The organism is Kitasatospora sp. NPDC057936 (assembly GCF_042887525.1).
GTDB lineage: Bacteria > Actinomycetota > Actinomycetes > Streptomycetales > Streptomycetaceae > Kitasatospora.
The window spans coordinates 8,323-34,758 of the sequence record NZ_JBHVPD010000076.1; the positions used below are offsets into that span (position 1 = coordinate 8,323).

The following is a 26,436-nucleotide window of genomic DNA, read 5'->3' on the forward strand; positions in this document are numbered from 1 at the left end:
TGCCGGCGGTGTCGATGGCGAACGCCTCGGAGGTCTTCGTGTCCGGGTTGTACACCGTCGCGACCCGGCCCGACACCAACGACGAGGCCGGCACCTGCGGGTTCGACGGCGGGGTCGCGTCGTCGACGACGCTGTTGTTGTGGACCGGGACGTAGCCGTTGCCCCTGATGTAGTCGGGGAAGTACGGGTACGGGATGGTGCGGTGGTGGACGCCGGAGCCGCTGAACTCGTAACCCACGTAGGAGGAGTGGGCATCGTCGGCCCAGCGGTCGAACAGGACGATGTGGCCGTCCTTGCCCGCGGCGTCGTTCAGCAGTGCGTCGCCCGGCTTCAGCTGGCTCTTTTCGATCTTTGACGCGACTCCGCCGGGGATGAAACTCGTGGTGTCCAGGCCGGGGGTGCCCAGCCGCCAGGCCATCGAAGCGTAGCCCGAGCAGTCCTGGCGGTACCCGTCGTGGGTCGCGTCCCAGCTGTAGGGCAAGCCGAGCCCCACCCACGACTGGGCCCTGGCCAGCACCTCGGAGCGGCTGATCTGTGCCGCTGCCCGAGCGGTGAGCGCGGTCGGCGGTATGCCCTGCCCTGGTATGACGTAATCGATTCCGGGATTCGACTGGGCGTGCACCGGAGCCGAGCCCAGGACGATCGTGGACAGACCGATGGCGAGCATCACGGATACGGCGCGGACAGGGGAGCTACTCGTGCGCATACGTTCTCCATAGAAGAGGATTACGGGTCGCCGACCGGGCGGGGACAGGGCCGTCAAGGGCGCCGTTCGCCCCCGACCGGACGCTTGTGCCGATCGTTCCGCTCGCCGCTCACAGTCCTCTAATATGGCGATCACAATCGACATGGACCGGTGTGAGCAATCGTCACTTCGGGGGACGGTGACATGGGAATCCGGCTCGGGCTGCTCGGACCGCTGCAGGTGGAACTCGACGAACGGCGGCTGGAGATCCCCGGCCCGATGGTGTGTAGGCTCCTGGCCGTGCTCTCCGCGCGGTTCGGTGAGAGCGTGCCCGTAGACCGCCTGGTCGACATGCTGTGGGAGGGCGCACCGCCCCGTACGGCGGTGTCCTCCCTCCAGAACCACGTCAACCGCCTGAGGACGGCGCTCGGTCCGTACGGGACCCGGCTGTGCTCGACGCGCCACGGCTATTCGTTGCTCGTGGAACAGGACGAACTCGACCTCATCGCGTTCACCGCCGCCGCCGACCGCGTCCGCGACGCGTTCGACCGGCAGGACTGGTCGACCGTCGAGGTGGTGGGGAAGCCAGCTCTCGCCCTGTGGCGGGGCGAGCCGTTCTGCGACGTTCCGGTGCTCGCCGGATCGCCGCAGGCCACACGGCTGCAGCAGACCCGCCTCGCCCTGCTCGAACGGACCTTCACCGCGGGCCTGCGCACCGGCCGGCACCGGGAGCTGATCGCGGGCCTGACCGCTCTGACCGTCGAGCACCCGCTCCACGAGGTGTTCCACGCCCAGCTCATGCTGGCGCTGCACGGCTGTGGCCGTACCCCGGAGGCCTTCGAGGTGCACCGGAACCTGCGTGCAGCACTCGCGGAGGAACTCGGCATCGACCCCGGCCGCGCGGTGCGCGACGCCCATCAGGAGATCCTGGCCACGGACCGGACCCCGCCCCGGCCCTCCGCCGCCGACGTCCCGTCCCAACTGCCCCGGCGCACCGACGTGCTCGTCGGCCGCGACTCCGAGCTGGAGCTGGTGACCGCCGCGCTCCGCCTGTCGGAGCCGACCGTTGCGGCCGAGCCCGAGGGGCCCGTTCCGTTGGTGATCGTGTACGGCATGGGCGGCCTGGGGAAGACCACCCTGGCCGTGCACGCGGCCCACCTGTTGCGGGCGGCGTACCCGGACGGCCAGCTGTTCGCCGATCTCAACGGCTACGGCTCCGGCCCCGGACGCGAACCCCACGAGGTACTGGGCCGGTTCCTGACCGACCTGGGCGTCAGCGGGCCGACCCTGCCGGACCATCCCGACGACCGGGCCGCCCATTACCGTGCCGCCCTCGCACGACGCCGCGTCCTGGTGGTCCTGGACAACGCGCGCGACGTCGCCCAGATCACCGCGCTGCTTCCCGGGACCGGCGCGTCCGGGGTGATCGTCACCACCCGTCGGGCTCCGTCCGGGCAGCTGGACGGCGTTCGCGTCCCGTTGCATCCGCTCGGCCCGGAAGGCCGTGATCTGCTGGCCACCGTCTGCGGCGAGCACCGGCTCGCCGCAGAGCCGGAGGCCGCCCGGCGCATCCTGGCCGCGTGCGGCGGCCTGCCGCTGGCCATCCGCCTCGCCGGAGGTCGCATCGCCAACCGTCCGAACTGGTCGCTGAGCGTGCTCGCCGACCAGCTGGAGGGCCCGCCCAGGACGCTGAAGGCGGCGACCGCGGCGGACACTTCGGTGCGCACTGCGTTCGCCATGAGCTACCAGGCGCTCCTGGACAGCGGCCGGGCCGAGGAGGCGGCATCGGCCCGGGCCTTCCGCCTACTGGGTCTGTGGCCGGACCACCCGCTGTCACCGGAAGCGGCCGCGGCCTTGCTGGGCGAACCCGTGGACACCACCCTCGATCTGCTGGACACCCTGGTCGACGCCCAGATGCTCCAGTCGTCGGTCTCCCGTACCTACCACTTCCACGATCTGGTCGCGGGCTACGCGGCCGAACTGGCGCGCACCCAGGAGTCCCCGCAGGTCCAGGAGGCTGCACGGGACCGCCTGTTCGCCTGGTACGCCCACGCGGTCCACCACGCCGGCCTGCTGTGCTCCCCGTACTGGGACGACACCCTCGCGGCCGAACCCGCTCCCTCCCCTGCCTCACTGCCCCGCCTTGCCTCTCCCCACGAAGCCCTGGCCTGGCTCCGTCGCGAGATGCCGGCAATCAGAGAGGTGGTTCACCGGGCGGGCGACTCCTGCCGGCCCCAACGGGCCTGGCACATCGCCGGTATGCTCATCGGCTACGGAGCCGGCTACTGGTGGGAGGGCCACTGGAGCGCCATCGCAAGAGACGCCATGGTGCTCGCGCAGGCCCACAACGAGCGGAGGGCCGTGGCCCTTCTGCACCTCGTCCTCGCGAAGATTTCCGGTGCCACCCGGGACCATGCCGGGCGCCTGACCCACCTGGACGCCGCAGAGAAGATCTATACCGAGGACGGCATCAAGGGTGGCCTGGCCGTGGTCCTGCTCATCAGGGCGGTGATCCTCCACGAGGAGGGCCGACTCGAGGAGGCGTTCACGGCCGTCCAGGAGTCCATCGACCTGTTCCGGAGGGTGAACGGTCGGGACACCCACCTGGCCCTGAGCACCTTGGCCGGACTGCACATGGAGACAGGGAACGCCGAGGCCGCTGAACGGATCTACCGTCAGACCCTCGGGATGTTCCGCCGCAGCGGTCTGCCCTCCCTGATGGCCAGGGCCTTGACCGACTTGGGCAAGGCCCTGGGAGTCCTCGGACGGCGCCAGGACGCGCTGTCAGCCCTGCAGGAGGCACTGTCCATCGCCGAGGAACTGGGGGACCACAACGCTGTCGCGACAGCATTGCAGGAGACGGCCACCGTGCACGCCGGCTTCGGGCAGACGACGGCCGCCCGGGGCTACTGGACCCGAGCGCTGGCCCTCGGACAGCGGGAAGACCTCACGCAGGTCATCACCGCCAGCCTCAAGGGCCTGGAGTCCATGCCTGCGCGGTGAGACGGCGCCCCTCCACACGTGGTAGTGCGGCCTGGTACGCCGCACGGGCCTGGCGCGGACCGGTTCACCCCCGGACGGTCCGGAAGCGGCGGCGGTACTCCGTCGGCGTCGTGTCCAGCTGGCGCCGGAACGCCCGCACCAGCGTGTCCGTGGTGCCGAACCCGCAGGTGGACGCGATGCGTTCGAGCGTCTCGTCGGTGGTCTCCAGCCGGTTGCGGGCCCGCTCGACGCGGGCCGACTCGACGTAGGCGCTCGGGGTCGTGCCGAGCTCGGTCTTGAAGATCCGGGTCAACTGCCGCTCCCCGACGTGCGCGTGGGCGGCGAGGTCGGCCACGGTGAGCGGCGCGGTGAGGTTCGCGGTGATGTGGTGGCGCAGGTCCTCGGTCCGCCGGGTCGTCGAGACCGGTTCGAGCGGGACGCTGAACTGGCTCTGTCCGCTCGGGCGCTTGAGGTACATCACGAGCTGCCGCGCGACGCGCAGCGCCAGCTCCTCGCCGAAGTCGTCGGCGACGAGCGCGAGCGACAGGTCCAGGCAGGCGCTGATGCCGGCGCCGGTCCAGACGTCGCCCTCGCGGATGAAGATCGGGTCCGCGTCGACCTCGATCTCCGGGTACTCGGCGGCGAGTTGGCCCGCGGTGGACCAGTGGGTGGTGGCCCGCCGGCCGTCCAGCAGCCCGGCCGCGGCCAGGATGTGCGCGCCCACGCAGACGGAGGCGACCCGCCGGGCGTGCGCGGCGAGCTCCTTCACCCGGGCGACGACGGCGGGATCGGTGACGGCGCTGACCCGGCGCTCGCCGTCGACCTCGACCGCGCCGGGCACGAGGAGGGTGTCGATCGCCCGCCCGGCCGCCTCGTCGAAGGTGACATCGGGCAGGACGCGCACCCCGGCGGCGGTGGTGACCGGGGCGGCCGTCTCGGCGGCGAGGACGACGCGGTAGCCGGTGGCGTCGTCCGTCTCGCGCCGCACGAGCGAGAACACCTCGGGCGGCCCGGTGACGTCGAGCAGGTCGACGCCCTCGAACATGACGATGACGATGAGTCGTTCGGCGGGGGCCACGGCGTCTCCCAGCTTCGGTGGTGTCGCAGGCGGTGGTGTCGCAGTCGGTGGTGTCGCAGTCGGTGATGTCGGTTTCTGCATGTTAGACGGCATTGCCGACGTGCGGTGAGCGCGCCTAGCGTTGTTCTCGCAGGTCACCGCAGTGACCGACATTCCCTTTGAATCGACCCGAGGCGGTACACCCATGTCCACGACCACCCTTCGCGCGCTCAACGGCCTCGACGAGACGCCCGCCTCGCTCGCCGCCGCGACGCTGATCATGGTCGACTACCAGAACACCTACACCCGTGGCGTGATGGAGCTCGACGGCTGGCAGGCCGCCCTGGACGCCGGTGCCGCGCTCCTCGCCCGGGCCCGGGAGGCCGGGGCCACTGTGATCCACATCGTCAACGACGGCGGCGAGGGCACCCCGTACGACGTCCGGGCCGAGATCGGGCGGATCCACCCGGCGGTGGCCCCGGTTGAGGGCGAGGCCGTCGTGGTCAAGCAGGTCCCGGACGCGTTCGTCGGCACCGACCTCGGCGAGCGGCTGGATGCGGCCGGGCACGAGGACGTCGTCGTGGCCGGCTTCATGACGCACATGTGCGTGGCCTTCACGACGGCCGGCGCCTTCCTGCGCGGCAACCGGCCGACCGTCGTCGCCGACGCGTGCGCGACGCGCACCCTGCCGTCGGGCGGGGGGGAATTGCCCGCCGGGCAGATCCACGACGGAGCGCTCGCGACGATCGCCGACCTGTACGGCGTGGTCGTGCCGTCGCACGCGTCGCTTGTCTGAACCGACCCGAGGGGTGCCGGCTCTCCGGCACCCCTCAGGCAACTTCACGTCCAGAGGTCGCAGTTGTGCTCGTCGTCCAGGTCGACGGTCCGAGGTCCGTCGTCCGTGGTGAAGCTGTGCGCCTCGCTGTCGTCGAACCGCTGCCACGGGTGTCCGGTGGTGGCGAAGCGCGCCCAGTCGCGGATCATGCGGTTGGCGAGCTGCTGCTGGTCGGCGTCGAGCGTGGCCGGCAGGCCGGTGACGTCGAACAGGTACGGCAACTCCGAGGCGTGGTAGGCGCCGTAGGGGAAGCCGGGCGGGAGGCCGGCCGACACGGGGGCTGTGCGGTCGGCGAACTCGTAGGCGTACACGGGGATGTGGCGCGCGAGTAGGCGGTCGCCCGCCAGCGTGGGGCAGGACCATATCCGGTCGGTGGCGACGGTGGCCCAGGCGACGGCGGGGGAGGGGTAGTCGCTCGCCGGGTAGCGTTCGGCGACGGCATCGGCCTGGTCGCCGAAGCTCTGCACGAGGAGGTCGTGGTAGCCCTGTTCGGTGATCGGGTGCCCGAGGTTGAGGACGGCCGCGAACCCGCGGTGCTCGTCGCGCGTGCCGCCCTGGAGGACCGGGACGCGCTTGAACCGGCCCTCCCGCAGCGCTTGGGCGGGTTCGGTGGGGAGCAGCGAGGTGTCGTACGCGGGCTTGGCGAACTGCCCGAGATGGTCGACGAGTTGGGCGGCGGGCTTGTGGCGTAGGCAGTCGACGTCGGTGCAGCCGAGGGCGGTGCCGAGCGCACTGCCCGCTGACTCGACGGCGGCCCGGCTCGTCCAGGGCGAGCCGGCGGGCATGGTCGGCCAGAAGAGCGCCTTCGGGTAGTCGATGAGGCAGGACCCGCTCTGGATGATCGCCTTGTCGAACAGCCCTGCGGCGGAGGGCGAGGTGAGCTGGGAGCACACGCTCATCCCGCCGGCCGACTGCCCGGCCAGCGTGACGTTCCCGGGATCGCCGCCGAACGCCGCCGCGTTGCGGCGCACCCAGCGCAGGGCGGTCTGTTGGTCGGCGAGCCCGAAGTCGCCGGAGCCGGCGAGGCCGGGGTAGCCGAAGTAGCCGTAGATGCCGAGCCGGTAGTTGACCGTCACGACGACGGCGTCGCCGTCGACGGCCATGCGGTGGGGGTCATAGTCGCTGCCGGCGCCGCCAGTGAAGCTGCCGCCGTGCAGCCAGACGACGACCGGGCGGCGCTTGGCGCCTTGTGGGGCAGTGACGTTGAGGTAGAGGCAGTCCTCGTCGCCGGTGGCGCCCTGGGGGCAGCGGTTGCCGGGTGCGGTGGCGTCACGTACGCCGGACCACGGAGTGACGGGCTGCGGGTCGCGCCAGCGGAGATCGCCGGTGGGCGGGGCGGCGTACGGGATGCCCTGGAACGTGCGGTACCCGTCGTGGGCGGTGCCCTGGACGGTTCCCGCGTCAGTGACGGCAACAGGCGTTGAGGCCACGGCCGGTGTAGCGGGCAGGGCGAGTGCGGTGAGGAACGCGCCTATGAGGAGCGCGGAGATTCTTGGCATGTTCGGAGGACCTTCCGGGTCGGAGGCATGGGTTGGATGCATGGCTCGGAAGAGAAGCTCGGCACCTTGGCCGAGGCTCCTGATGATACAGGTGTATCACGCGGTAGTGATAGGGGATTGGGCGACCGCGGTCCGCGCGCGGGGCCGAACGTACAATCGCCGGACGAGTTGACGCGGGAGGGTGCAGTGGGACACTTCGAGGGCTTCGACGTCGCCGGGTTCTGGGACGACTCGCCGTACGCGCTGAAGGACTACGTGGAGGAGGCGCCGCCCTCGCGGGAACTGATCGAGGCGTTGGAGGACGAGCTCGGCGGATACCGTCTGCCCGACTCCTATGTCGCGCTGATGACCGCGCACAACGGTGGCATTCCCACCCGGACCTGCTTCCCCATGGCCGAGCCGACGTCCTGGGCCGACGACTACATCGAGATCACCGGCATCCGGGGCATCGGGCATGCCCGGCCGCAGTCGCTGGGCGGCGAGTTCGGCAGCCTGTTCTGGATCGACATGTGGGAGTACCCCGACATCGGTGTCTACTTCGCCGACACGCCTTCGGCAGGCCACGACATGCTCGCCCTCGACTACCGCGCGTGCGGTCCGGACGGCGAGCCGACCGTGGTGCACGTCGACCAGGAGAACGACTTCGCGATCACCCTGGTCGCGGAGAACTTCGAGGCGTTCGTCACGGGCCTGGTCGACGAGTCCGTCTACGACACCTCGGAGGAGGACCGGCTCGCCGAGCTCGCCATGGTGCGCGACGGCAGCTTCTCCCCGGTCCTGCTGCGTGCCTTCGGCGAGGTCGCGGACGTGCTGCCCGACGCGGACCGGAGAATGCGGGCGCTCGCGGAGGCCGTCGTGCGGGACAAGGGGTTCTTCGCCCTTCACTCCGACGCGCGCTCCATGCTGATGTACGACTACCTGTTCTGGCTGTTCACCAGCTTCAACCGGGTCGACTCATTCGAGCAGTACCTCAAGACGCCTCCGCAGGCCGAGGGATCCTGCACGCTGGCGACGTACGAGCTCATGATCACCGGCTGCGGCCCGGCACACGAGCCGTACGGCTTCCGCACCGGCGGATACGGCCCCGCCCGCCTTGAAGAGTGGTGGAACTCCCGCATCGCCTCGGGCCACCTCACCGAGACCGTGGACGGCTACCGGTTCACCGACGCCGCCGTCGCCGCCCTGCTCGACGAACTCGCCGCTGTGGCTGGGGACGCAACAGGCCGCCCGCTCGGGTAGAGCGGGCGGCCGGGGGAGGTTCAGACCTCGCCGAATTCACCAGCCTGGACGGCGGAGACGAACGACCGCCAGGCCTCGGCGGGGAAGACGAGCGCGGGGCCATCGGGGTCCTTGGAGTCACGGACCCTGCCCGGGTGCGCGTCGTCGACTTCGACGCAGCCGCCGCCGCCGTTGCTGTAGGTGCTCTTCCGCCATGAGGCGCCGGTCGGGTGCACCTGAGGGGTCATGATGTTCCTCTCGCGCGGTGAACTTGCGGATCTCCTCCGAGGCTTCAGATCTCACCGAACTCGCCGGCCCGGACGGCGGCGAGGAACGATCGCCAGGCCTCGGCGGGGAAGATTAGGGTCGGCCCCTGAGCGTCCTTGGAGTCGCGGACGGGCAGTAGACCGGGAATGTTGGGTGCGACCTCTATGCAGTCACCGCCCTGGCCGCTGAAGGTGCTCTTGCGCCACTGGGCGCTGGAAAGGTCAATGTGCTGCATGGCTTTCAAAACTCCTCCGCACCAGCCTGATCAGCTTGAGCGAGCCGGCCCGGGCAAGGTCCGACTTGAAGGGATCGTAGCCCTTGCTCCACATCGTGCGCTGCGGCATGCGCGTGGCCGGTGCGGTGGGCAGGGCCGGGGTTGTCAGCAGTGCGGAGACCACCAGCGCCCCCTCTCGCGCAGTAGGCCGCCCGCTCGGGTAGAGCGGGCGGCCTGAGTCGTGCAGAGTTCGTCCAGCGCTTCAAATCTCGCCGAACTCGCCGGTCCGGACGGCGGAGACGAACGACCGCCAGGCCTCGGTGCGGAAGATCAGGGCCGGCCCCTGGGGGTCCTTGGAGTCGCGGACGGGCAGGAGACCGGGGAAGTCGGAGGTGACCTCAACACAGTCACCGCCGTTGTTGGAGTACGAGGACTTGATCCAGGAAGCGCCGGTCAGGCCAACCTTCATGTTGAACAGCCCCTTCGTGCCGTGCTGATGGTCACAAGCGATGCCGTCGTGGGCAGCGCTTCCACCGTCTCGGAGGTTCAGATCTCGCCGAACTCGCCAGCTCGGACGGCGGAGACGAACGATCGCCAGGCCGAGGTCGGGAACACGAGGGTCGGCCCCTGAGGGTCCTTGGAGTCCCGCACCCTGCCAGGGTGCGAGTCATCCACCTCGATGCAGCCGCCCTGTCCGTTGCTATAGGTGCTCTTCCGCCATGCTGCGCCGGTCAGGTCGTCTTGCATCCCGTTCATAGTCCTTCCGAGCCTCCCTGATCATGGCCAGGCTGTCTGGCTGATTGAGGGCGTTCACCTGCAGCCGATCGTACTGTCCTGCCCATCTGGATACGACCCCGGAGTCCTGTTCCAGGAAACCTCGTTGCAGCGTCTCGGTGTACCCCACCATCGTGCGGTTCGGCAGGGTGAGCAGCGTCACTGAATGCGAGAACGGGCGCTCCTCGCCGAGTGCGTAAGGAGCGACCTGCACAACGATGTTGGGCTGTGTTGCCAGGTGCTCCAAGTGCCTCAGTTGGCGCGCCATGGCGGCCGGCCCGCCGATCGGACGTCGAATGGCCGCCTCGTCGAGGGCCACGTGGACAGTCGAGCGGTCCAGGAGTCGTTGACGTACGGACAGGAGCTGTAGTCGCTCGTCTGCCTGTTCCTGCGTTGCTTCTCCGCGTCGAACCGGAGCTGACTCGTAGGCGGCGCTGTAGTCCGGGTGTTGCAGTATGCCCGGCACCATGTCCACCTCGAAGAGCCTGATAGCCAAGGCCTCTCGCTCCTTGGCCGCGTACTCCGGAAAACCCGGGATCAACGATCCGTTCTTCCAGCTCCACCACAGGAGCTCAAGTGAACCGTCGGTCCCAAGCTCGGCCTCACAGAGAGTTACGAACTTTAAAGATGGGGCCTGTTTGGCGCCCTCGACATTCGAGATGTAGACGTTGGAGTACCCGACTCGCCTGCCGAGCTCGATCTGTGTCAGCCCCTTTGCCTCACGCGACCTGGTGATCTGAACCGCAAGTGCGGCGAGGGGAGATGACGTTGGATCAATTTGTCTACGGGCCAAGATCGTTCACCTTTAAAGTCGAGTCAACTAGAGATCTGAAACCCTTCCGATGGTAGGGGCAATCACGCCACCATGGCTACACCAGGTGATGCACCGATAGCGCTGTGCGACTACGGAGACCCCCATGTTCGAAGACCAGAGATCCGTGCTGTCCGAAGTCCCCCTTCTCCACGAGGTGGTGATCGATCGCGGGCACCTCGACGACGGCCTGCCGCGTGAGGGCGTCTTCATGGAGCAGTGCGCGGGCGTCATGTACCTCCGGCCCATCGGCGGCGGCATCGAATGGACCACGCGGGCCGATCAGGTCAGCGTCCTCAATCCCCGGCAGATCGCCCCCGGTTCGGGCGCCCACTCCCGCCGTCGGCTCCTCAACGACGAGCCGGCGTGAATCCGGGCGATGTCCTCCTCGCCTGGCTCCACGTGAGTTCCCTCGCCGCCGGCGGATTTGCCGCTGTGGAACACCTTCGGGGAACTGCACCCAACCAAGTCAAAGCTCCAGGAGCAGAGTTGAACGACCACCTCATGCGCAAGCCGCCCGCCCGCCGCCTGGGCCAGCAGGCGCTCGTCCTCCACGAGAACGCCGACCTGGGAGGCGAACTCTGCGTCCTCCTCGTCGACCCGGTCTACCGCGACGGCTACACCCTCCCCGGCGGCAGCGCCGAGGCCGACGAGCTCCCCCACCTCGCCGCCCGCCGCCACCTGGAGTCCCAGACCGGGCTCGTCCTGCCGCTGCGGACGATCCTCACGGTCGACTACGTCTCCCGCCAGAACTACCCGGAGGGCATCAACTTCGTCTACGCGGGCGGCATCGTGACCCCACGCCAGGCCAAGGCCGTGACTCTGCACCGCCCACCAGCCAACATCCGCGCCCTGCACTGGGTGCCCTGCTACCTGCTCGACACCGTGATGCCGCCCGACCAGGCCCGCCGCGTCCACGACGCCTGGGACGCCTGGGAACACGGCTCCGGCCGCCCCCTCCTCCTCCGAGGCATCCCCGTCCCGATCCGCTGACCATTGGCCCGCAGCCTCTGCACAGGAAGCGAAACGCGGGAACCGGGCCCACCAAGTGCTGGGCGCCTGCTGCACGCCATCAACGAGGCGCCGAGACAGGGGTGTTCACTCCGGCCCAGGTGGGTCCGCGTACCGAGATCGCCGCCGCCGCTCCGCCCTGGCTCATCCTTCTGCTGGAGACCGCGCTCGCCTCGAAGCGACCTGATCTCCGCCTGGCCAGAGCTGCCGAGTCGCCCGAATCCTCCTGGCGCCGTTCCGGCTCATGTCCCCTGCCGCGTCGACGGCAGCCACTCCGCAAACCTGCCGGCGAGTCGGTCGCGTACCTCGGTACTCCCGGCGAAGACGTCCACGCCGCCGTCATAGGGGTGGACAGCCCATGCACAGCCGGCTCCGGTCAGGATGACGCCGTCGGTCATGTCGTCGGCCACGCAGAGCAGGAGCCGGTCCAGTGCGGGGTCGTGCAGGTCCATCGCGGAGACGTAGTGGTGCTGCCACGAGTGGAAGCCCGGGTCGGTGGCCAGGTCATCGCTTCGCCAGTGCGCGGCCCCGGGCGTGGTGGCAGCGACCGCAGAATCTCGCGGAGTCGGGACACCGGTCGCGGACCAGGAGCAGGTGATCGCCACCAAGCCTCCGCCGCCGACCGTGACGTCGCCGAGGAGATCCTGCAGAAGCGTGTGGTGACGACGCAGGATCTCGGCGTGCTCGGCGTCCGAGGTCGCGTACCTCTTGCCCTCCGGGAGGGCGTGGAAGCGGACCCAGCGCTCTCGGAACTGGCGACGCAGGCGGTGCGCCACCGGCGGGCACTTGGGCCACGACCTGTTCCAGGCGCCATCGAGTCCAGCAATGTCCACCGACTGGCCGCCGCCGCTCATGACACCGCAACATAGTCGATCGTGCTGTCGGCGGGCAGTGGAATATCCGGCCGGATCGGCGTCGCGGTCGGTCGAGCGCAGATCTGATCGAGTGCGTGTGGACGTCCAGCGCGAGCTTGTGGAGATGGTTGCGAGCCGACCGTTGACCGGCGGTGAGGGTCTTCTGAATCCGGGCCGGTGGGTCGGTGCTGTCATTTTCCGCCGGGCCCACCCGCTGACTGTTCCCGTCGGCCCTGGCATGATGGGCGCCATGATGCAGACCCGAAAGGCCGATGGCGCGTAGGCCGCCCGGCGCCATCCGCGCTCAGCGGTGGTTGGCTCGCAGTACGACCCGTCCCGCCCGCCGGATCCCAAGAGGTCCCCGCTGGACTCAGACGGCCATCAACGAAGTCGCAGGCCGGTATCTGGAAATCGGTGTCGATCCGGAAGAGATGACCGTCGACCTACTGCCAGGCGGCGCCCTCCTGGGCCGGAACGAGACGGACATCATCGAGCGCGCGCTTGTCATTGCCCAACATCACGCGCGCCGACCTGACGACGACGAGCCGTCGTTGGACACGTACCGATCCCTCTTCTACGAGCTTCGTCGCGTCAGATCGACGGAACAGCCCTCGGAGCCCGAATCCCGCCGGCTCGTCGCCGACGGCGTGCGGCTTCGGGCCGGGCAGGTGGATTGCGTCCTGATCTCGGGCTCCGCATGGTTCACCGCCCGGTCCGCCCTTCTCCTGGCCTGCTTCCAGGACACCTTGTGCGAGCACGACTTCCAGACCATTGTGGGTTGGGCCCGCAGAGACTTCTACGCCCTCGCGGCGCGATGCGAGGTCCTTGACGCCGAGGGTCTGCGAGCTGAGCTATTCCGTGCCCGGGCGCTGGCGGACGGCCCCCGGCACCGCAAGCTGCTGACCTTCGCACTCGACCACATGGGCATGGATCCGATCGGCAGGGACGTGGCAGCGCTGGAGAGGAGCCTTTCGGAGTCGGACGGCACCTGCGACGAGGAGATCCTCACCGACCTGCTCGCCGGAGCCCGGGCGGTCGTGACGTGGCGTCAAGCCAAGCCCATGAACCCTCACCGGCCCGCCGAGTCGTGAAGCTCCCGAGTCTTGCCGAACACCGTTTCTCCCCAAGTCAACTCGGTTACGCTGGCGGCGATCCAGCCCAAGATCGAACGATGGGGGGCACGCCCATGCCGTACGAGACCGGCACGAGGGTCAGGCTGACCGGGGATACGCAGGTCACCCCAGGTGACGCGGCTACCGGGATCGGCGTCCCCGGCCCGCTGTTCCTTGCCGAGGGCCTGGCGGGAACCGTCGTGAGCTCGACCACGGCGGCCGGCGGCGTCGGCCAGGACCACCTCGCGAGCTTCGATCAGCACATGCGCGGCGCCCGGCTCGACGGCTTCGCGGCGAGCCTCGTCGAGGACCTCCGCCAGAAGGTCGCCCGGGTGGGAGCGTTCGACGCCGGATCCGGCGCTCGGACCACCTACCGGGTGCGCTTCGACAACGGATTCGTCCTCGACGGTCTTGAAGAGGGCCGGCTCGTCCAAGCCTGAGCACCTGCCACCTCACCACCACCGAGGAGATCCATGGCCGACACCGTCACCTCACTGACCGCCCGCATGCACGACCTTTCGGTGGCGGTCATGACCCACGGCCTCGCCCCACGGGGCGTCGACGTCACCGCGGGCCTCCACGACGTCGTCGCGCGCGCCACGGCGCTCGGCCCCGACGGCAGGTGGCTCGTCGCGTCGGGTCACTCGGGTCTCGGTGGTCTGGCCATCGCGCAGGGACAGGTGGACCAGGGCCTCTTCCACTTCGACGCCGCGGTGGTGAACGGGTTCAACGACTGCGTGGCGTTCCACATGCCGCTCGTGCGCCCGCTGCACCGCGATCCCCGGTTCAGGGCCCTGTACGAGCGGATGCGCGTCACCCCGGCCGATCTCGACGAGTTCCTCTGGCTGCACCGGGAGATACACATCGCGGCGAGGGAGGCCCAGCAGGCGACCGTCGACAACATCGGCCGCCTCGACACCGGGGTGTCGCTACTCCCGCAGGCCCCCATGCCGACCCGCGAGCCGAACACCCCCGGCGTGCTGATCACCCGCCTCGACCTCGCCGCCACGCAGACCGCACTCCGGCAGGCCGCCGTGAAGGCGGACTTCCAGCGCAGCGCCGGCAACGTCAGCCTCGGCCTCATCGACGGCTCGTGGGACTACACCCGTGCCAGGAGCGACGCCTGGTACGCCGACGATCTGGACACCCGCCGCCAACAGGCCGCCGAGGCGCGGGCGTTCGTCGAACGCCCCGGCATCGGCACGATGCTCATCCCCTGCCCGCCGCTGGGTTCGATCGTCTATCCGTCCTGACGCAGGACAGGCTTGTGCGCAGGAAGTCGGCCCGGCCGACTTCCTGCGAACAGAGGGGCCGGACACAGCAAGCGGCCGACACCGGTCCGCCATGACGAGCGATGAGTACTCGGCCGGTCCGGCGTTGCGCCGAGTTCTGGCCGAGGCAGGCGGGCCGGAACTGCTGGATGCCCCGGCCCTGGAGGCAGCCCAGCGGAGGTCCGGGGCCCTGGCCGCCGATCCCCGCTCAACCGTCCCGGTCAGGGTGGCCGCCGGCCAACGAGTCGTGCGTGCCCAGCACTTCGACGCGCCCGGCATGCTCGGTCAGGGACCTCGCTCGCAGCGCTCGGTACGGGGGTGGCTGGAACGCGCCGGGAGCACTAGGTAGAGGGGGAAGGGGGACGCATGGACTACAAAGACCACAATCCGTCGCCCGGCTGCGGGGTCATACTTCTCGGCTTGACTCTGGTCTTCGGCCTCATCGTCTTGCTCGCCTCCCTGGACCACAGTGATCACTCTCGTACGTGCACTGGTGGCGCCTACGAGGTCGAGTGCTAGTGCTGCGGCCGAGGAGAAGGGTCGAACCCTTGGACGGTCCGTCCCTCGGGTGCGTCGGGACCTGGGGCTGAGGTCGTCACGGCGTGCTGAGCCCCGGGCGCGCCGCGCACCGGGGCTCAGCCGATTCTCAGTCCCCGTGCACCGGGTGGGTGCTCAGGCAGAGGGCCCAGGCGTCGGTGTAGGTGTTCGGCGAGGGGGAGCCCCCGACGTGGACGGTGGCCGACCAGTGGTCGGGGTCGTCCGTGCCGTCCTCGGCCGGGGTGGCGTCGGCGTCGCTCGGGTAGCTGCCGACGAGGTGGGTGCCGCCGGAGCCGGCCTTCGAGAAGTCGGTCGTCGTCACGTGGCCGCCGCTGGCCGCGGCGCCCCCGCTCACGAGGCTCCAGTGGCTGTGGCGCTCGTCGGCGTCGTCGGAACAGCCGACCGTCGCCGTGCCGGAGGTGCCCGCCACGGTCGGGCCGGCCACCTCGGTGAAGCCGACCTTCGTCGTCAGGTTCTTGACCTTGACGTGGTCCCCGGTGCAGATCGCGTACGCGAACGTGGTGTTGCCGCTGTCGCGTCCGCCGCCGATGCCGCCGACGGCCGTCCACGAGTCGGGGTTGGTCTCCCCGTCGGCCGCCGCCTTCTTGCCGAAGTCGTGGGCGGCGTCGGCGAAGGTGGGGAAGCTCGCGATCGGCTTGAGGCTGCCGACGCTCGCGGGGGTGGTGCGGGCGCCGCCGCCGATCAGCCGGGTGCCGGTCGGGCAGGTGGCGGTGACGAGGCGCGAGTCCTGCGAGAGCGAGGGCCCGGCGACCTTGTTCATGACGACCTGGGTGTGCCGGATCCGGTTGCTGTCCAGGCACATCGCGTACGGCGTGCTGGAGAACGCGGGGCTGTAGTTGCTGCCACTGCCGCCGAAGGCGAGCCAGTGGGTGACGTCCTGCCCGACCACCCCGGGCGTGCCGGTGAACTCGCTCAGGTCGTCCGCGCCGGGCGCGATGCCCATCACGTGGTTGCCGTTGCCGGCCCGGTCGTCGCCGGTGGTCTGGGTGATCCCGCCGCCGGAGACGAGCCCGTCCTCGCAGTCGGCGTGGGCCGAGACGCCGGTGAAGGGCGTCGCCGGTCCGATGGTGGCACCGGGGTTGGCCACGGTGACGCTCGCGGAGTCGGCGTGCGCGACGTTCGGCGCGACGAGGGCGAGCAGGGCGCCGGGGACGGCCGCCTTGGCCAGAAGAGAGGGTCTCATTGTCAGTGCCTTCCGGTGGTTCAGGTGCTTCAGGTGCTTCAGGGGGTTCAGACGCCGTCGTTGGCGCACAGGGCCCAGACGTCGGAGTGGGTGGTCGTCGAGCCCGTGCCGCCGGTGTGCGTGAACGCCGTCCAGGACACGGCCGTGGTGGTGCCGTCGGAGACCGGGTTGCCGCTGGAGTCGCTCGGGTAGCTGCCGTTGAGGTGGTCGCCGGCCGAGCCGGGGCCGGTGAAGTCGGTGGTGGTGACGGAGCCGCCGCTGACGGCCGCGCCGCCGGAGATCAGGTTGCCGTCGCCGCTGCCGCAGGTGGCGGTGGTGTTCTGGCCGGTGCCGCCGGTGTTGGGGCCGGTCGCCTCGGTGAAGCGGACCTTGACGGTGACGCCGCTGACGTTGATCCCGCTGCCGCTGCAGATGGCGTACGCGTACGTCTCGTTGCCGGTGTTGGTGCTGTTGTCCCAGCCGACGGCGCTCCACGCGTTGGGGTTGGTGTCCCCGTCGGCGGCGGCCTTCTGGCCGTAGTCGTGGGCGGCGTCGTTGAAGGTCGGGAAGCTCGCGATCGCCTTCAGGTTGCCGGTGTTGTTCGGGGTGACGAGTGCGCCGCCGCCCAGCAGGGCCGTGCCGGACGGGCAACTCGCCGTCACCAGGCCGACGGTGGCCGCGCTGGTGGGCGTGTTGGCCTTGTTCATCACCACCTGGGTGTGGTTGATGAGCGTGCTGGTCAGGCACAGCGCGTACGGGGTGGTGGAGAAGCCGGCGTTGACCTGGCCGCCGCTGCCGCCCTTGGCGATCCAGTACGTCACGTCGGTGCCGACGACGCCGGTGGTGCCGGTGTACTCGGTGCTGCCGTCGGAGCTGGGCTCGGTGCCGAGGACGTGGTTGCCGTTCGACCCGGCGCCGGTCCCGTTGGTCTGGTCGATCCCGCCGCTGGAGACGAGGCCGCTGGTGCAGTGGGCGCTGGTCGAGATGGACGAGTCGATCGTGGTGGGCCCGCTGGTGGCGCCGGGCGTCTTCACGGTGACGGCGACGCTGTTGGCGGCGGCCGTGCCCGGCGCCGCGAGGACGAGCAGCGCGCCGACGACCAGCGCCGTTCCGGCGGAGGTGAGGCGGCGGGTCGGGGCAACGTCTTTGGTGCGGCGGAAGATCGGGCGTGAAGCCATGAGGGTTCCTCCAGGGTCGGGTGGCACGAGGGCGGACCGATTGAAGCAACGGCCCGATCGTAGGGACTACTGGTGCCCGGCACAGGGCGAACGCCCCGGAACTGGGTGATCAACCAAGTCCGCGACCCGAAAGGGAGGTCGGGCCGCCCTCCGCACGAGGGCGGCCCGGGGAGCGGCTCAGCCCAGCGGGCGGCAGAGCAGCGCGTCCGGCACGCCGTACTGCAGCCGGCGCCACGTCATGGCGACGCCCGCGACGTACTCGCCGGCCGCGCACTGGCCCTTGTAGGAGCCCGGGGCCCAGTCGCCGGCGGCGGAGTCCGAACCGGTCGACGCCGGCGGCCGGTTGTCGCCGTGGTCGAACCACAGGACGCGTCCGGTGGTCGGCAGCGGGCCGGTGGCCGGTGCGCACAGCAGGGCCGCCATCGCGTTGTTGCGGACGCTGTAGCCGACGGCGAAGTCCCCGTCCGGGCACTGGAGTTTGTTGTAGCCGGAGGCCCAGTCGCCGCCCGTGACGTAGCGTTCGTCGGTCACCGCCACCCACTCGCCAGCGCCGGTGCCCGGCTGCCCGGCGTCCGTGCAGAGCCCGCGGCCCGAGCCGCGGCCGAGGCCGATCAGCCGCTGTCCGTCCGGGCAGTCGCCCTTGCGGTTGCCGCTGCTCCAGTCCGGCAGGGCGAGCATGTGCCGGGAGACGTTCTGGTCGGCGTGGTCGAGGTCGAGCATGTTCCAGTGCGGCGCGTCCGGCACCTGCCCGGTGTACGAGGGGGCGGTGACCAGCCGGTTCCAGTCGTCGGCGCGCCAGTCGCCCGGGTCCTCGATGCTCAGCCGCCGTCCGGCCGCGTCGTAGTGCAGGAGTGCCCAACTGTCTTGCGGTACACCATTGTTGTGCCAGCCGACGAGCGGCCACACGGCGAAGTCGGCGTCGCGGGCGGCGAGGAGCGCGGTGAAGGTGTCGAACCAGGAGTGCTCCTTGGCGTCGGTCGAGCCGCGCCCGCCCGCGCCGAACTCGCTGATCCAGACCGGCGCGGTGAAGTGCTGCCCGGTCCGGGTGACGAAGAGCGCCTCGTCGTCCACGGCCGCGGCGAGCTGCTCGGGCGTGAAGTCCTGGTAGCGCGGGTCGCTCGTGGCGCCGGGACCGCTGCCCGCGCCGGTGTTGGCGGGGCCGGTGTAGGCGTAGAAGTGCGCCGAGTAGACGAGCTTGCCGGAGTCGACGAGGGTGTTGGAGAGGGTGGCGACCGGGGTGAGCATCGGCCGGCCGTGCGGCAGGCCCGCGAGCGGGATGCCCTGCCAGTTGATGCCCTCCATGATGATCAGCAGGTCCGGGTCGGCCTGGAGGATCCGGTTGCCGGCCTCCTCGAAGGCGGCGTACTCGTCGTGGGCGTCGCCCATGCCCCAGTTGGGGTCGTCCCAGGTGTCCCGCCGCACCTCGTTGCGCAGGTCCGCGCCGACGACGCGCTTGTTGTCGCGGTAGCGGTTCGCCATGAACAGCCAGTCGTCCTCCCACCGCTGGGTCGACTGGCCGCTGTTCCAGCGCTCGTTGCCGTCCAGTCCGCAGCAGAACCGGTACGTGGTCGTGTGGTTGTTCAGGACGACGGCGAACCCGTCCGCCGTGAGGGCGGCCACCACGGCGTCGTACACCTGGAGGGGCGTGCTCCCGCGCAGCTGCGGGTTGGCCGCGACGGCGGCGTCCGGGACGGCCGTGCCGTCGTGGATCATCGCGTCCGCGAACGGCAGCCGCACGCTGTTCAGCCCGAGGCCGTGGAAGCCCGCCAGGATGTCCGCCAGGGGCGCCCGGTCGAGGCCGAGCGGAATGTCGTGGGAGACCTGCCCGGCCTGGTTGTCCGCGGGGTCGTTCGGGTCCCCACTGCCCTCCCAAGTGCCCTGCGCCCCGGACCAGTTTCCCGACATCAGCTTGAACCGGTTCCCGCCGGCGTCGACGACGTACCGCCCCCGGGTGCTCAGCGGCCCCGTCCAGGAGGCCGACAGCTGGGCCCCGGTGAGCGCCACCGGCGCCTGCACCGCGGCGGCCGAAGCGGCCGGGGGAGGGCCAACGGCCAGTGCGCACAGGGTCGTTGCGAGCGACAGCAGACGTATCGCGAGTCTTCTCATGGTGATCCCGACATGGTGAGGGTACGGACCGGTCCCTGATGGTCCTCCACCTCATTTCCCCGGCTTGTGCCGGTCATGCCACGAGTCGTCCCCACCTCGTGCACGAGGTGTCCCCGCCGCCCCCTACGATGACGCCCATGAATGCACCGGGGGCGGAAAGACGCCTCATCGACGGCCGGTTCGAACTGCTCCAGCAGCTCGGCGGTGGCGGCATGGGCCTGGTCTGGCGCGCCCGCGACACCGCCCTGGAACGCGAGGTCGTCCTCAAGGAGGTCCGGCCGCCGGACCCGGCCGTGGCCGCCGCCGATCCGGCCGCCGCGCGCGAGCTGCGCGAGCGCGTCCTGCGCGAGGCGCGGTCGCTCGCGCGCCTCCAGCACCCCAACGTCGTGGTCATCCACCACATCGTCGACACCCCCGAACACCCGCACCCCTGGCTCGTCATGGAGCTCGTCTCCGGCGGCAGCCTCGCCGACCGGCTCGGCCAGGGCCCGCTCGGCGTCGCCGAGGCCGCGCGGATCGGCCGCGGCGTGCTGTCCGCGCTGCGTGCCGCCCACGCCGTCGGCATCCAGCACCGCGACGTCAAGCCCGGCAACGTCCTGCTGCGCCCCGACGGCACCCCGGTGCTCGCCGACTTCGGCATCGCCGCGATGCAGGACGCCACCGCCCTCACCGCGACCGGCGCGCTCATCGGCTCGCCCGAGTACATCGCACCCGAACGCCTCCGGGGCCAGGAGGGCAACCCGTCCTCCGACCTGTGGTCGCTCGGCATGATGCTGTACGTCTCGCTGGAGGGCTACCACCCGCTGCGCCGCGCGAGCACCCTCGCGACCCTCGCCGCCGTCCTGGACGAGCCGCTCCCGCCCCCGCACCGGGCCGGCCCGCTCGGGCCGCTGCTGTCCGCCGTGCTCGCCAAGGACCCGGCGGTGCGCCCGGACGCCGAGCAGTTCGACCGCATGCTCGCGGCGGCCGAGCACGAATTCCCGGCGCCCCCGCCGATGACGGTGCAGACGACGAACCTGCGGCCCGGGCCGCCGCCGATGCCGCCGATGGACGCCGTCCCGTCGGGCCCGGTCACGGCTCCCACCCCGGTCACGGCTCCGACGCGGCGCAGCCTCGCGCCCTTCGCCGTGGCGGCCGTCGTCGTCCTCGGGATCGGCTACGGCGGCCTGAACTGGTACCTGCACAAGGACGGCAGCTCCGCCGCGCCCTCGACCACGGTCACGGCCGGCACGACGGTCTCCGGGGGCGCCGGCTCGACGCCCGCCGTCGCCCTGCCCTCCGGGCTCGCGCTGCCGTCCGTCGCCCCCGAGACGCCCGCCGCGAAGGTGGACCTCCTCACCCCGGACGGTGTCCGGAAGGTGGTGGACGCCCTGCACCAGTTCGCGCCGAACGGCATGGTCTGGGACCTGACCGTCTACCCCGAGTACGCGATCGCGAGGATCCCCGTCGCCGGCCAGCCCAAGGGCTACGACCGGATCGTGTACCGCGACGGCAAGTTCGCGAAGCAGGCCGTCGCCGGGAGCGGCTCGATCACCTCGGTCGACAAGCTCATCGATCTCGGCCAGTACAACTGGGACCTGCTCCCGGGTGTCCTGAAGAAGGCCCAGGACACCCTCAACGTCCCCCAGCCCACGTCGCGTTACGTGATCGCCAAGCCCGACATGATGGATCTGACCCCGACCATCATGGTCTACTTCAGCGACGCCTACGACGGCGGCTACCTGGAGACCGACCCCAAGGGCAACGTCATCCGCACCAACCCCAAGGGCTCCTAGAGGGCCGGCGCCGGGGCGGTCAGAGGTTGGTGAGCTGATCGCCCTTGGCGTCCTGGAGGACGTGGTCCACGCACACCGCGAGGATGAGCAGGAGGAGCGCGTCCTGCGGGTAGAGGACGTCGACGGCGTAGGCGTCGCGGATCGTGAACCAGCGGCGGGAGATGTGCGCGAGGGTGGTGCCCTCGTGCTGGATGTCGAACTCGCGGTCCCACAGGTTGCCCGCTATCCGCAGGCGCCGGCCGTCGGCGAGGCGCACCTTGAAGCGGTCGCCGAAGAGGGCGAACATCTTCTTGCTGATCTTGGCCGTCACCGCGCCGTCCTGCTTGATGAGGAGGGTGTGGTGGATCGTGAAGGCCTTGCGGACGATGCTCGCGACGTGCTCGCCGCGGGTGTCGACCAGGGCGAAGGTCCGCCGCAGCCGGAGGAACTTCCGGTTGACGCGGTAGAGCTTCTCCCGGTGCTCGGTCTCGATCCAGGCCTCCTCGTGGAAGGCGAACATGCGGTCGCGGACCAGGTAGCGCATCTGGTGGATCCCCCCGTGCTGTGATCGTGTCCGCCGGCCCTGCGGCGCGGCGCGCACAGAGCGTAGCGGCGATCGGTGCGGGGGGACCCCGTGGGGTGGGGGGCTTTACCGGTCGTAGAGGTTCGGCTGGGAGTTGATCCCCTGGCCGTCGATGTCCGCCCCCCACTGGTCCACGCCCTCGGCGCCGGTGCAGTAGCCGACGCCCTCCACGTGGCCGCCGGCCTCGTGGCACTGTTCGGCGGTGACGTCACGGCGGGCGGCCGAGGCGGAGACGGCGGTGGCGGTGATGAGGAGGACGGCGGTCGCGACGGTCAGGGCCGCGCGGCGGAGTGGTGAAGTGCGCATGGGGCCAACCACAGCACGGCCCCGTGGGCGCGGCGAATCCGGTGCGTCCGTTCCGCTGAAGTGCCGATGAAGTGCCGCGAGCCCTCTCAGACGCGCCGGGGCTGGCGCGGCAGCGGGAGGGTGAGCGCCTCGCGGGAGCCGGGCGGCAGGGCGAGCGCGGAGACGGTCTCGGCGGGCAGGTCGCGCAGGCCGAGCATCGCGGTGGCGAGGTGGGTGGCCGCGCGGTGCCAGTCGGGGACGCGCTGGAGCATGGCGTGGCCGCTGCCGGTGACGGTGTAGCCGCAGACGCGGGCGCCGGCGGCGCGGCCGCGGGCGGCGAAGGCGTGGGTGTCGGCGGGCGGGGTGACGGTGTCGCGGTCCCCGTGGAGCATCAGCACGTCGCGCCCGGCCAGGTGCTCGCAGGGCTCCCCGGCCGGGCACCAGGGGGCGAGCGCGACGATCCCGGTGACGTTCGGGTGGCCGCCCGCGCGCAGCGCCGCCCGGCCGCCCATCGAGTGCCCGACCAGGACGGTCGGTACGCCGCCGAGCTCCTCGCGGAGCTCGTCGAGGGCGGCGAGGGCGTCCCGGGCGGCGTCGGCGCGCTCGTCGTTCCAGCCGCGGTGGCGGTAGCGGACGGTGCCGATGGCGATCTCGGCCCCGGCGGTGCCGCGGCGCAGCGCGCGGAGGAAGCCGTGCATGCGCAGCAGCGGCAGGTTGAGGCGGCCGGGCCGGGCGAGGTTGCGTTCCTCGCCGCCGTGGAGCACGAGGACGGCGGCGCCGGGCCGCTGGGGCCGGACGCGCCAGTGCAGGGCCCGGTGCCCGTCGGGCCGAGACGCGACGTGTGGTCCGTCGGGCTGTGGTCCGGTGGGCCGTGGTCCGCTGGGGGAGGTCGCCCGGTCGGCGGTGTCGTCCCCAGCGCTCGTCCTGATCGTCCCGCTCACTTGCGTATCCTCCCCAGCCCCCGCGCCCTTCGTCCGTGGACCGCCAACTGTACGCGCGATCACGCGTCCGGTCGCCGGTGCGTCCTGTGCGGGCCCGGTTCACCCGGGGGGATCAAGCCGCACGGGCGGGGGCGCGCGGGCCGGGCCGGGCGCTGCTATTCACGAAGGGTGGGGGATCCGGAACGAAAAGGGGCCGCTCCGCGCCGCTCGTGGCGCCGCGTCCCCGAGTGGAGGACTCCGTGGTTCAGCAGCTCGCCCTCTCCGTGGACTTCGGTTCCGGGTTCACCCAGGCCTGGTCCAAGATCGCGAAGGTCATCCCGCAGTTCATCGCCTTCCTGGCGATCCTGGTCATCGGCTGGTTCGTGGCGAAGGCCATCGCCAAGGTGCTCGACCGCGTGCTGCGCCGGCTCGGGTCCGAGCGGATCGCCGAGCGGGCCGGGATGGCCCGCTACCTGAGCGGCTCCAGCTACGACATGACGGGCATCGTCTGCAAGATCGTTTACTACGCGGTCCTGCTGATGGCCCTGCAGCTCGCGTTCGGGGTCTTCGGCCCCAACCCGATCAGCGTGATGATCCACAGCATCGTCGCGTGGCTGCCCAAGGGCATCGTCGCGGTCGTGATCGTCGTCGTCGCGATGGCCATCGCCAACGCGGTGCGCGACATCGTGGGCAACGCGCTCTCCGGCGCCGCGTACGGCCGGACGGTCTCCACGATCGCCTGGGCGTTCATCGTCGGGCTCGGCGTGATCGCCGCGCTCGGCCAGGCCGGCATCGCCACCGCGATCACCGGCCCGGTGCTGATCGCGGCCCTCGCGACGATCACCGGTGTGCTGGTGGTGGGCGTCGGCGGCGGCCTGATCATGCCGATGCGCCAGCGCTGGGAGCGCTGGCTGGACGGCGCCGAGCGGGAGAGCGCCAAGCTGCGCGGCAGCGCCTACCAGGCCGGCCGCTCGGACGCGCTGGCCAACCAGCCGGTGCGCCCGGCCACCGAGACCGGGCCGCGCGGCCCCGGCATCGACCCGGGCATCGACCCCGGGCGGGAGCTGTAGTCGGGCGGGAGCTGTCGTGAGGCCGGCGGGAGCCGTCGTCAGGCCGGCAGGAGCCCCTGCTCGCGCACCAGCCAGCAGATCGCGGTGAGCCGCCCGACGGCGAAGTCGTAGCCGACCGGCTCCCGCCAGCCGATCTCGGCGAGCGCGTCGAGGAAGCCGAGCGCGTAGTCCGCCAGTTCCTCGCGGTCCAGGGGCCGGGGCAGCAGCTCCGGCCCCTGGGCGTACAGGAGCTCGCGCAGCTCGGCGGCGTGCTGGTCGACCGACGCGACGAAGCCGGGCTCGAACGCGAACTCGGCCAGCCGCGGCGTGAAGGCCGCGACGATGCCCGGCAGCGGGCAGCCGGCCGGCTCGTCGGGGGAGCGGCCGAAGGACTCGTCGGAGGTGGCGAACATCCGTCCACGGTAGGGGAACCGGCGGCCGGGCACGGCGGCTCGTGACGGTTCCGTGCTGAGACCTTGGCCACCTTGGGGCGCCCAAGGGAACACCCTGTGCATTGGCCGGTTCTGTCGCGTGACCGGCCGGCCGTCCGTACCAGAATGGCCGGCATGGATCTTCGCATCTTCACCGAGCCCCAGCAGGGCGCGAGCTACGAGACGCTGCTGGCGGTCGCCCGCACCGCCGAGGACCTGGGCGCGTTCAGCGCCTTCTTCCGCTCCGACCACTACCTGAGGATGGGCGGGGTGGACGGCCTGCCCGGCCCCACCGACGCCTGGATCACCCTGGCCGGCCTCGCCCGCGACACCCGCACCATCCGCCTGGGCACGCTGATGACCGCCGCCACCTTCCGGCTGCCCGGCGTCACCGCGATCCAGGTCGCCCAGGTCGACGCGATGAGCGGCGGCCGGGTCGAGTTGGGCCTCGGCGCCGGCTGGTACGAGGCCGAGCACCGCGCCTACGGCATTCCGTTCCCGAAGGAGAAGTTCGGGCGGCTGGAGGAGCAGCTGGCGATCATCACCGGGCTGTGGAACACCAAGCCCGGCGACACCTTCGACTTCGCCGGCGAGTACTACACCCTCACCGACTCGCCCGCGCTGCCCAAGCCCGCGCAGGAGCGCGTCCCGGTGCTGGTCGGCGGCCACGGCCCGAAGCGCACCCCGGCGCTGGCCGCGCGCTTCGCGGACGAGTTCAACCTGCCGTTCGCCTCGGTCGAGGACACCGCGGCGCAGTTCGGCCGGGTGCGCACCGCCGTCGAGCAGGCGGGCCGCGGGGCCGACGACCTCGTGTACTCGGCGGCGCTGGTCGCCTGCGTCGGCCGCGACGACGCCGAGGTGGCCCGGCGGGCCGCCGCCATCGGCCGGGAGGTCGGCGAGCTGAAGGAGAACGGCCTGGCCGGCACCCCGGCGGAGGTCGCGGAGAAGATCGGCCGGTACGCCGCCGTCGGCACGCAGCGGATCTACCTCCAGATACTCGACCTGCACGACCTCGACCACCTGGAGCTCATCGCGGGCGCCGTCGCCCCGCAACTGGGCTGACCGTCCGCCCGGCACCCGGCCTGACCACGCCTCTTTACTCCGTCTTGGTCATACGCGATGCTCCAGGGGGAGGAACGGCAAGGGGAGGCCAGGTGACCAGGACGCGAACGGTGGAGGCGGCGGCGCCCCCGGTGCCGCCGCCTCGGCGCGCCCCCGGGGCGCTGCGCCCGCACGGGCTGCACGACCTGCGCTGCGCCCCCGCCCCGGCGGCGCTGCACTACCCGGCGGGCGACCTCCTGGTCGTCTCCGGCCTGCCGGGCAGCGGCAAGAGCACCCTCATGCGGCACAGCATCCGCGCCGCGCTGGTCGACTCCCAGCAGGTCCGCGAGGAGTACGCGGCCCGCCTGCCCGCCTTCGTCCCGTACGCCGTGTACCGCCCGCTCGTCCGGCTCGCCCACTACCGGCGGCTGCGCCGGGCCGTGCTCGACGGAGGGCCGCTCGCCGTGCACGACTGCGGCGCACTGCCCTGGGTGCGGTCCTGGCTGACCACCGCCGCCGGACGGCAGGGGCGACGCGTGCACCTGCTGCTCCTCGACGCCGACGCCGACAGCGCGCTCGACGGCCAGCGGCTCCGCGGGCGGACCGTCTCCCGCTACGCCTTCGCGCGGCACCGGGCCGCCGCCCGCCGCCTGTACGGCGCCCTCGCCGGCTCGGGGGAGCCGCCGGCCGGGTGTGCGTCGGCCGTGGTACTCGACCGGGCCGCCGCGCGCGCCCTGCGGGAGATCGACTTCGTGGCGTCGTAGTCTCGGCGAGTCCGC

Annotated in this window: 28 protein-coding genes and 1 pseudogene; 12 read left to right on the forward strand and 17 right to left on the reverse strand. The window is 71.2% G+C overall.

Translation table 11 applies throughout. The features are described from left to right. Positions 1-706 (reverse strand): annotated as a pseudogene (locus ACFVU9_RS31935) (VCBS repeat-containing protein); the annotation flags it as partial. Positions 707-889: 183 nt separating this feature from the next. On the opposite strand from ACFVU9_RS31935, the gene ACFVU9_RS31940 reads away from it, so the two are divergent. Continuing rightward, positions 890-3,688 (forward strand): BTAD domain-containing putative transcriptional regulator, encoded by a 2,799-nt coding sequence (locus tag ACFVU9_RS31940; RefSeq protein ID WP_387599393.1) that lies wholly within the window; start codon positions 890-892, stop codon positions 3,686-3,688. A gap of 64 nt (positions 3,689-3,752) precedes the next feature. Here the strand turns inward: ACFVU9_RS31940 and ACFVU9_RS31945 are convergent, their stop codons facing one another. Then, positions 3,753-4,712 (reverse strand): GlxA family transcriptional regulator, encoded by a 960-nt coding sequence (locus ACFVU9_RS31945; protein ID WP_387599478.1) that lies wholly within the window; start codon positions 4,710-4,712, stop codon positions 3,753-3,755. A 217-nt stretch (positions 4,713-4,929) separates the two neighbouring features. Between ACFVU9_RS31945 and ACFVU9_RS31950 the strand changes: the two genes are divergently transcribed. Beyond that, positions 4,930-5,520, forward strand: a complete 591-nt coding sequence (locus tag ACFVU9_RS31950) for an isochorismatase family protein (protein WP_387599396.1) — start codon at positions 4,930-4,932, stop codon at positions 5,518-5,520. A gap of 44 nt (positions 5,521-5,564) precedes the next feature. On the opposite strand, the gene ACFVU9_RS31955 is transcribed toward ACFVU9_RS31950, so the two are convergent. Next, complete coding sequence (locus ACFVU9_RS31955; RefSeq protein WP_387599399.1) at positions 5,565-7,058, reverse strand: carboxylesterase/lipase family protein; 1,494 nt, start codon at positions 7,056-7,058, stop codon at positions 5,565-5,567. A 186-nt stretch (positions 7,059-7,244) separates the two neighbouring features. Here ACFVU9_RS31955 and ACFVU9_RS31960 point away from each other — a divergent pair, with 186 nt between their 5' ends. Continuing rightward, complete coding sequence (locus ACFVU9_RS31960; protein ID WP_387599402.1) at positions 7,245-8,297, forward strand: SMI1/KNR4 family protein; 1,053 nt, start codon at positions 7,245-7,247, stop codon at positions 8,295-8,297. 20 nt (positions 8,298-8,317) lie between these two features. Here ACFVU9_RS31960 and ACFVU9_RS31965 read toward each other — a convergent pair whose 3' ends face one another. The 6 genes from ACFVU9_RS31965 to ACFVU9_RS31990 all read right to left on the reverse strand — a co-directional run bounded on the left by ACFVU9_RS31965 (position 8,318) and on the right by ACFVU9_RS31990 (position 10,324). Continuing rightward, positions 8,318-8,524 (reverse strand): DUF397 domain-containing protein, encoded by a 207-nt coding sequence (locus ACFVU9_RS31965; RefSeq protein ID WP_387599405.1) that lies wholly within the window; start codon positions 8,522-8,524, stop codon positions 8,318-8,320. A 44-nt stretch (positions 8,525-8,568) separates the two neighbouring features. After that, on the reverse strand, positions 8,569-8,778 hold the full coding sequence (locus tag ACFVU9_RS31970; protein ID WP_387599408.1) for a DUF397 domain-containing protein: 210 nt from the start codon (positions 8,776-8,778) through the stop codon (positions 8,569-8,571). After that, on the reverse strand, positions 8,765-8,941 hold the full coding sequence (locus ACFVU9_RS31975; RefSeq protein ID WP_380495748.1) for a hypothetical protein: 177 nt from the start codon (positions 8,939-8,941) through the stop codon (positions 8,765-8,767). Before ACFVU9_RS31975 ends, ACFVU9_RS31970 begins: the two co-directional genes overlap by 14 nt. A 78-nt stretch (positions 8,942-9,019) precedes the next feature. Next, positions 9,020-9,226, reverse strand: coding sequence for a DUF397 domain-containing protein (locus ACFVU9_RS31980; protein WP_387599410.1), 207 nt, complete (start codon positions 9,224-9,226; stop codon positions 9,020-9,022). A 77-nt stretch (positions 9,227-9,303) separates the two neighbouring features. Beyond that, on the reverse strand, positions 9,304-9,513 hold the full coding sequence (locus tag ACFVU9_RS31985; protein WP_380495752.1) for a DUF397 domain-containing protein: 210 nt from the start codon (positions 9,511-9,513) through the stop codon (positions 9,304-9,306). After that, entirely contained in the window at positions 9,458-10,324 is an 867-nt protein-coding gene (locus tag ACFVU9_RS31990; protein WP_380495754.1) for a helix-turn-helix transcriptional regulator, read from the reverse strand. Before ACFVU9_RS31990 ends, ACFVU9_RS31985 begins: the two co-directional genes overlap by 56 nt. 124 nt (positions 10,325-10,448) lie before the next feature. Here ACFVU9_RS31990 and ACFVU9_RS31995 point away from each other — a divergent pair, with 124 nt between their 5' ends. Continuing rightward, positions 10,449-10,712 carry a hypothetical protein gene (locus tag ACFVU9_RS31995; protein ID WP_387599413.1) on the forward strand — a complete coding sequence of 88 codons (264 nt, stop codon included), beginning with the start codon at positions 10,449-10,451 and terminating at the stop codon, positions 10,710-10,712. A gap of 119 nt (positions 10,713-10,831) precedes the next feature. After that, on the forward strand, positions 10,832-11,335 hold the full coding sequence (locus tag ACFVU9_RS32000; RefSeq protein ID WP_387599416.1) for an NUDIX domain-containing protein: 504 nt from the start codon (positions 10,832-10,834) through the stop codon (positions 11,333-11,335). A 260-nt stretch (positions 11,336-11,595) separates the two neighbouring features. Here ACFVU9_RS32000 and ACFVU9_RS32005 read toward each other — a convergent pair whose 3' ends face one another. After that, on the reverse strand, positions 11,596-12,207 hold the full coding sequence (locus ACFVU9_RS32005; RefSeq protein WP_387599419.1) for a hypothetical protein: 612 nt from the start codon (positions 12,205-12,207) through the stop codon (positions 11,596-11,598). Positions 12,208-12,638: 431 nt separating this feature from the next. On the opposite strand from ACFVU9_RS32005, the gene ACFVU9_RS32010 reads away from it, so the two are divergent. The 3 genes from ACFVU9_RS32010 to ACFVU9_RS32020 all read left to right on the forward strand — a co-directional run bounded on the left by ACFVU9_RS32010 (position 12,639) and on the right by ACFVU9_RS32020 (position 14,572). Next, positions 12,639-13,298, forward strand: coding sequence for a hypothetical protein (locus ACFVU9_RS32010; RefSeq protein ID WP_387599422.1), 660 nt, complete (start codon positions 12,639-12,641; stop codon positions 13,296-13,298). A gap of 80 nt (positions 13,299-13,378) precedes the next feature. Beyond that, positions 13,379-13,759 (forward strand): hypothetical protein, encoded by a 381-nt coding sequence (locus ACFVU9_RS32015; RefSeq protein WP_387599424.1) that lies wholly within the window; start codon positions 13,379-13,381, stop codon positions 13,757-13,759. A 33-nt stretch (positions 13,760-13,792) separates the two neighbouring features. Further along, complete coding sequence (locus tag ACFVU9_RS32020; protein WP_387599427.1) at positions 13,793-14,572, forward strand: hypothetical protein; 780 nt, start codon at positions 13,793-13,795, stop codon at positions 14,570-14,572. 664 nt (positions 14,573-15,236) lie between these two features. On the opposite strand, the gene ACFVU9_RS32025 is transcribed toward ACFVU9_RS32020, so the two are convergent. The 3 genes from ACFVU9_RS32025 to ACFVU9_RS32035 all read right to left on the reverse strand — a co-directional run bounded on the left by ACFVU9_RS32025 (position 15,237) and on the right by ACFVU9_RS32035 (position 19,594). Beyond that, positions 15,237-16,331, reverse strand: a complete 1,095-nt coding sequence (locus tag ACFVU9_RS32025) for a hypothetical protein (protein ID WP_380495771.1) — start codon at positions 16,329-16,331, stop codon at positions 15,237-15,239. A gap of 47 nt (positions 16,332-16,378) precedes the next feature. Further along, positions 16,379-17,488, reverse strand: coding sequence for a hypothetical protein (locus ACFVU9_RS32030; RefSeq protein WP_387599430.1), 1,110 nt, complete (start codon positions 17,486-17,488; stop codon positions 16,379-16,381). 177 nt (positions 17,489-17,665) lie between these two features. Beyond that, positions 17,666-19,594, reverse strand: coding sequence for a cellulase family glycosylhydrolase (locus ACFVU9_RS32035; RefSeq protein ID WP_387599433.1), 1,929 nt, complete (start codon positions 19,592-19,594; stop codon positions 17,666-17,668). A 137-nt stretch (positions 19,595-19,731) separates the two neighbouring features. Here ACFVU9_RS32035 and ACFVU9_RS32040 point away from each other — a divergent pair, with 137 nt between their 5' ends. Next, the gene (locus ACFVU9_RS32040) at positions 19,732-21,369 is read left to right on the forward strand and encodes a protein kinase (protein WP_380507718.1); all 1,638 of its coding nucleotides are present in this window, start codon (positions 19,732-19,734) and stop codon (positions 21,367-21,369) included. 19 nt (positions 21,370-21,388) lie between these two features. Here ACFVU9_RS32040 and ACFVU9_RS32045 read toward each other — a convergent pair whose 3' ends face one another. The 3 genes from ACFVU9_RS32045 to ACFVU9_RS32055 form a co-directional block, all read right to left on the reverse strand. Next, on the reverse strand, positions 21,389-21,892 hold the full coding sequence (locus ACFVU9_RS32045; protein WP_380442516.1) for an LURP-one-related/scramblase family protein: 504 nt from the start codon (positions 21,890-21,892) through the stop codon (positions 21,389-21,391). Positions 21,893-21,997: 105 nt separating this feature from the next. Next, positions 21,998-22,237, reverse strand: a complete 240-nt coding sequence (locus tag ACFVU9_RS32050; RefSeq protein WP_380442514.1) for a hypothetical protein — start codon at positions 22,235-22,237, stop codon at positions 21,998-22,000. 86 nt (positions 22,238-22,323) lie between these two features. Next, positions 22,324-23,157: an alpha/beta hydrolase gene (locus ACFVU9_RS32055; protein ID WP_387599438.1), complete on the reverse strand. Its 834-nt coding sequence runs from the start codon at positions 23,155-23,157 to the stop codon at positions 22,324-22,326. Between the two features lie 239 nt (positions 23,158-23,396). Here ACFVU9_RS32055 and ACFVU9_RS32060 point away from each other — a divergent pair, with 239 nt between their 5' ends. Then, positions 23,397-24,206, forward strand: coding sequence for a hypothetical protein (locus ACFVU9_RS32060; protein WP_380442509.1), 810 nt, complete (start codon positions 23,397-23,399; stop codon positions 24,204-24,206). Between the two features lie 38 nt (positions 24,207-24,244). On the opposite strand, the gene ACFVU9_RS32065 is transcribed toward ACFVU9_RS32060, so the two are convergent. Further along, positions 24,245-24,598: a DUF6401 family natural product biosynthesis protein gene (locus tag ACFVU9_RS32065; RefSeq protein WP_380442507.1), complete on the reverse strand. Its 354-nt coding sequence runs from the start codon at positions 24,596-24,598 to the stop codon at positions 24,245-24,247. Positions 24,599-24,751: 153 nt separating this feature from the next. Between ACFVU9_RS32065 and ACFVU9_RS32070 the strand changes: the two genes are divergently transcribed. Together ACFVU9_RS32070 and ACFVU9_RS32075 are read left to right on the forward strand one after the other, a co-directional pair. Continuing rightward, positions 24,752-25,678 (forward strand): LLM class F420-dependent oxidoreductase, encoded by a 927-nt coding sequence (locus ACFVU9_RS32070; protein WP_387599442.1) that lies wholly within the window; start codon positions 24,752-24,754, stop codon positions 25,676-25,678. Between the two features lie 92 nt (positions 25,679-25,770). Then, on the forward strand, positions 25,771-26,421 hold the full coding sequence (locus ACFVU9_RS32075; RefSeq protein WP_380442503.1) for an AAA family ATPase: 651 nt from the start codon (positions 25,771-25,773) through the stop codon (positions 26,419-26,421). Positions 26,422-26,436 lie beyond the last annotated feature (15 nt).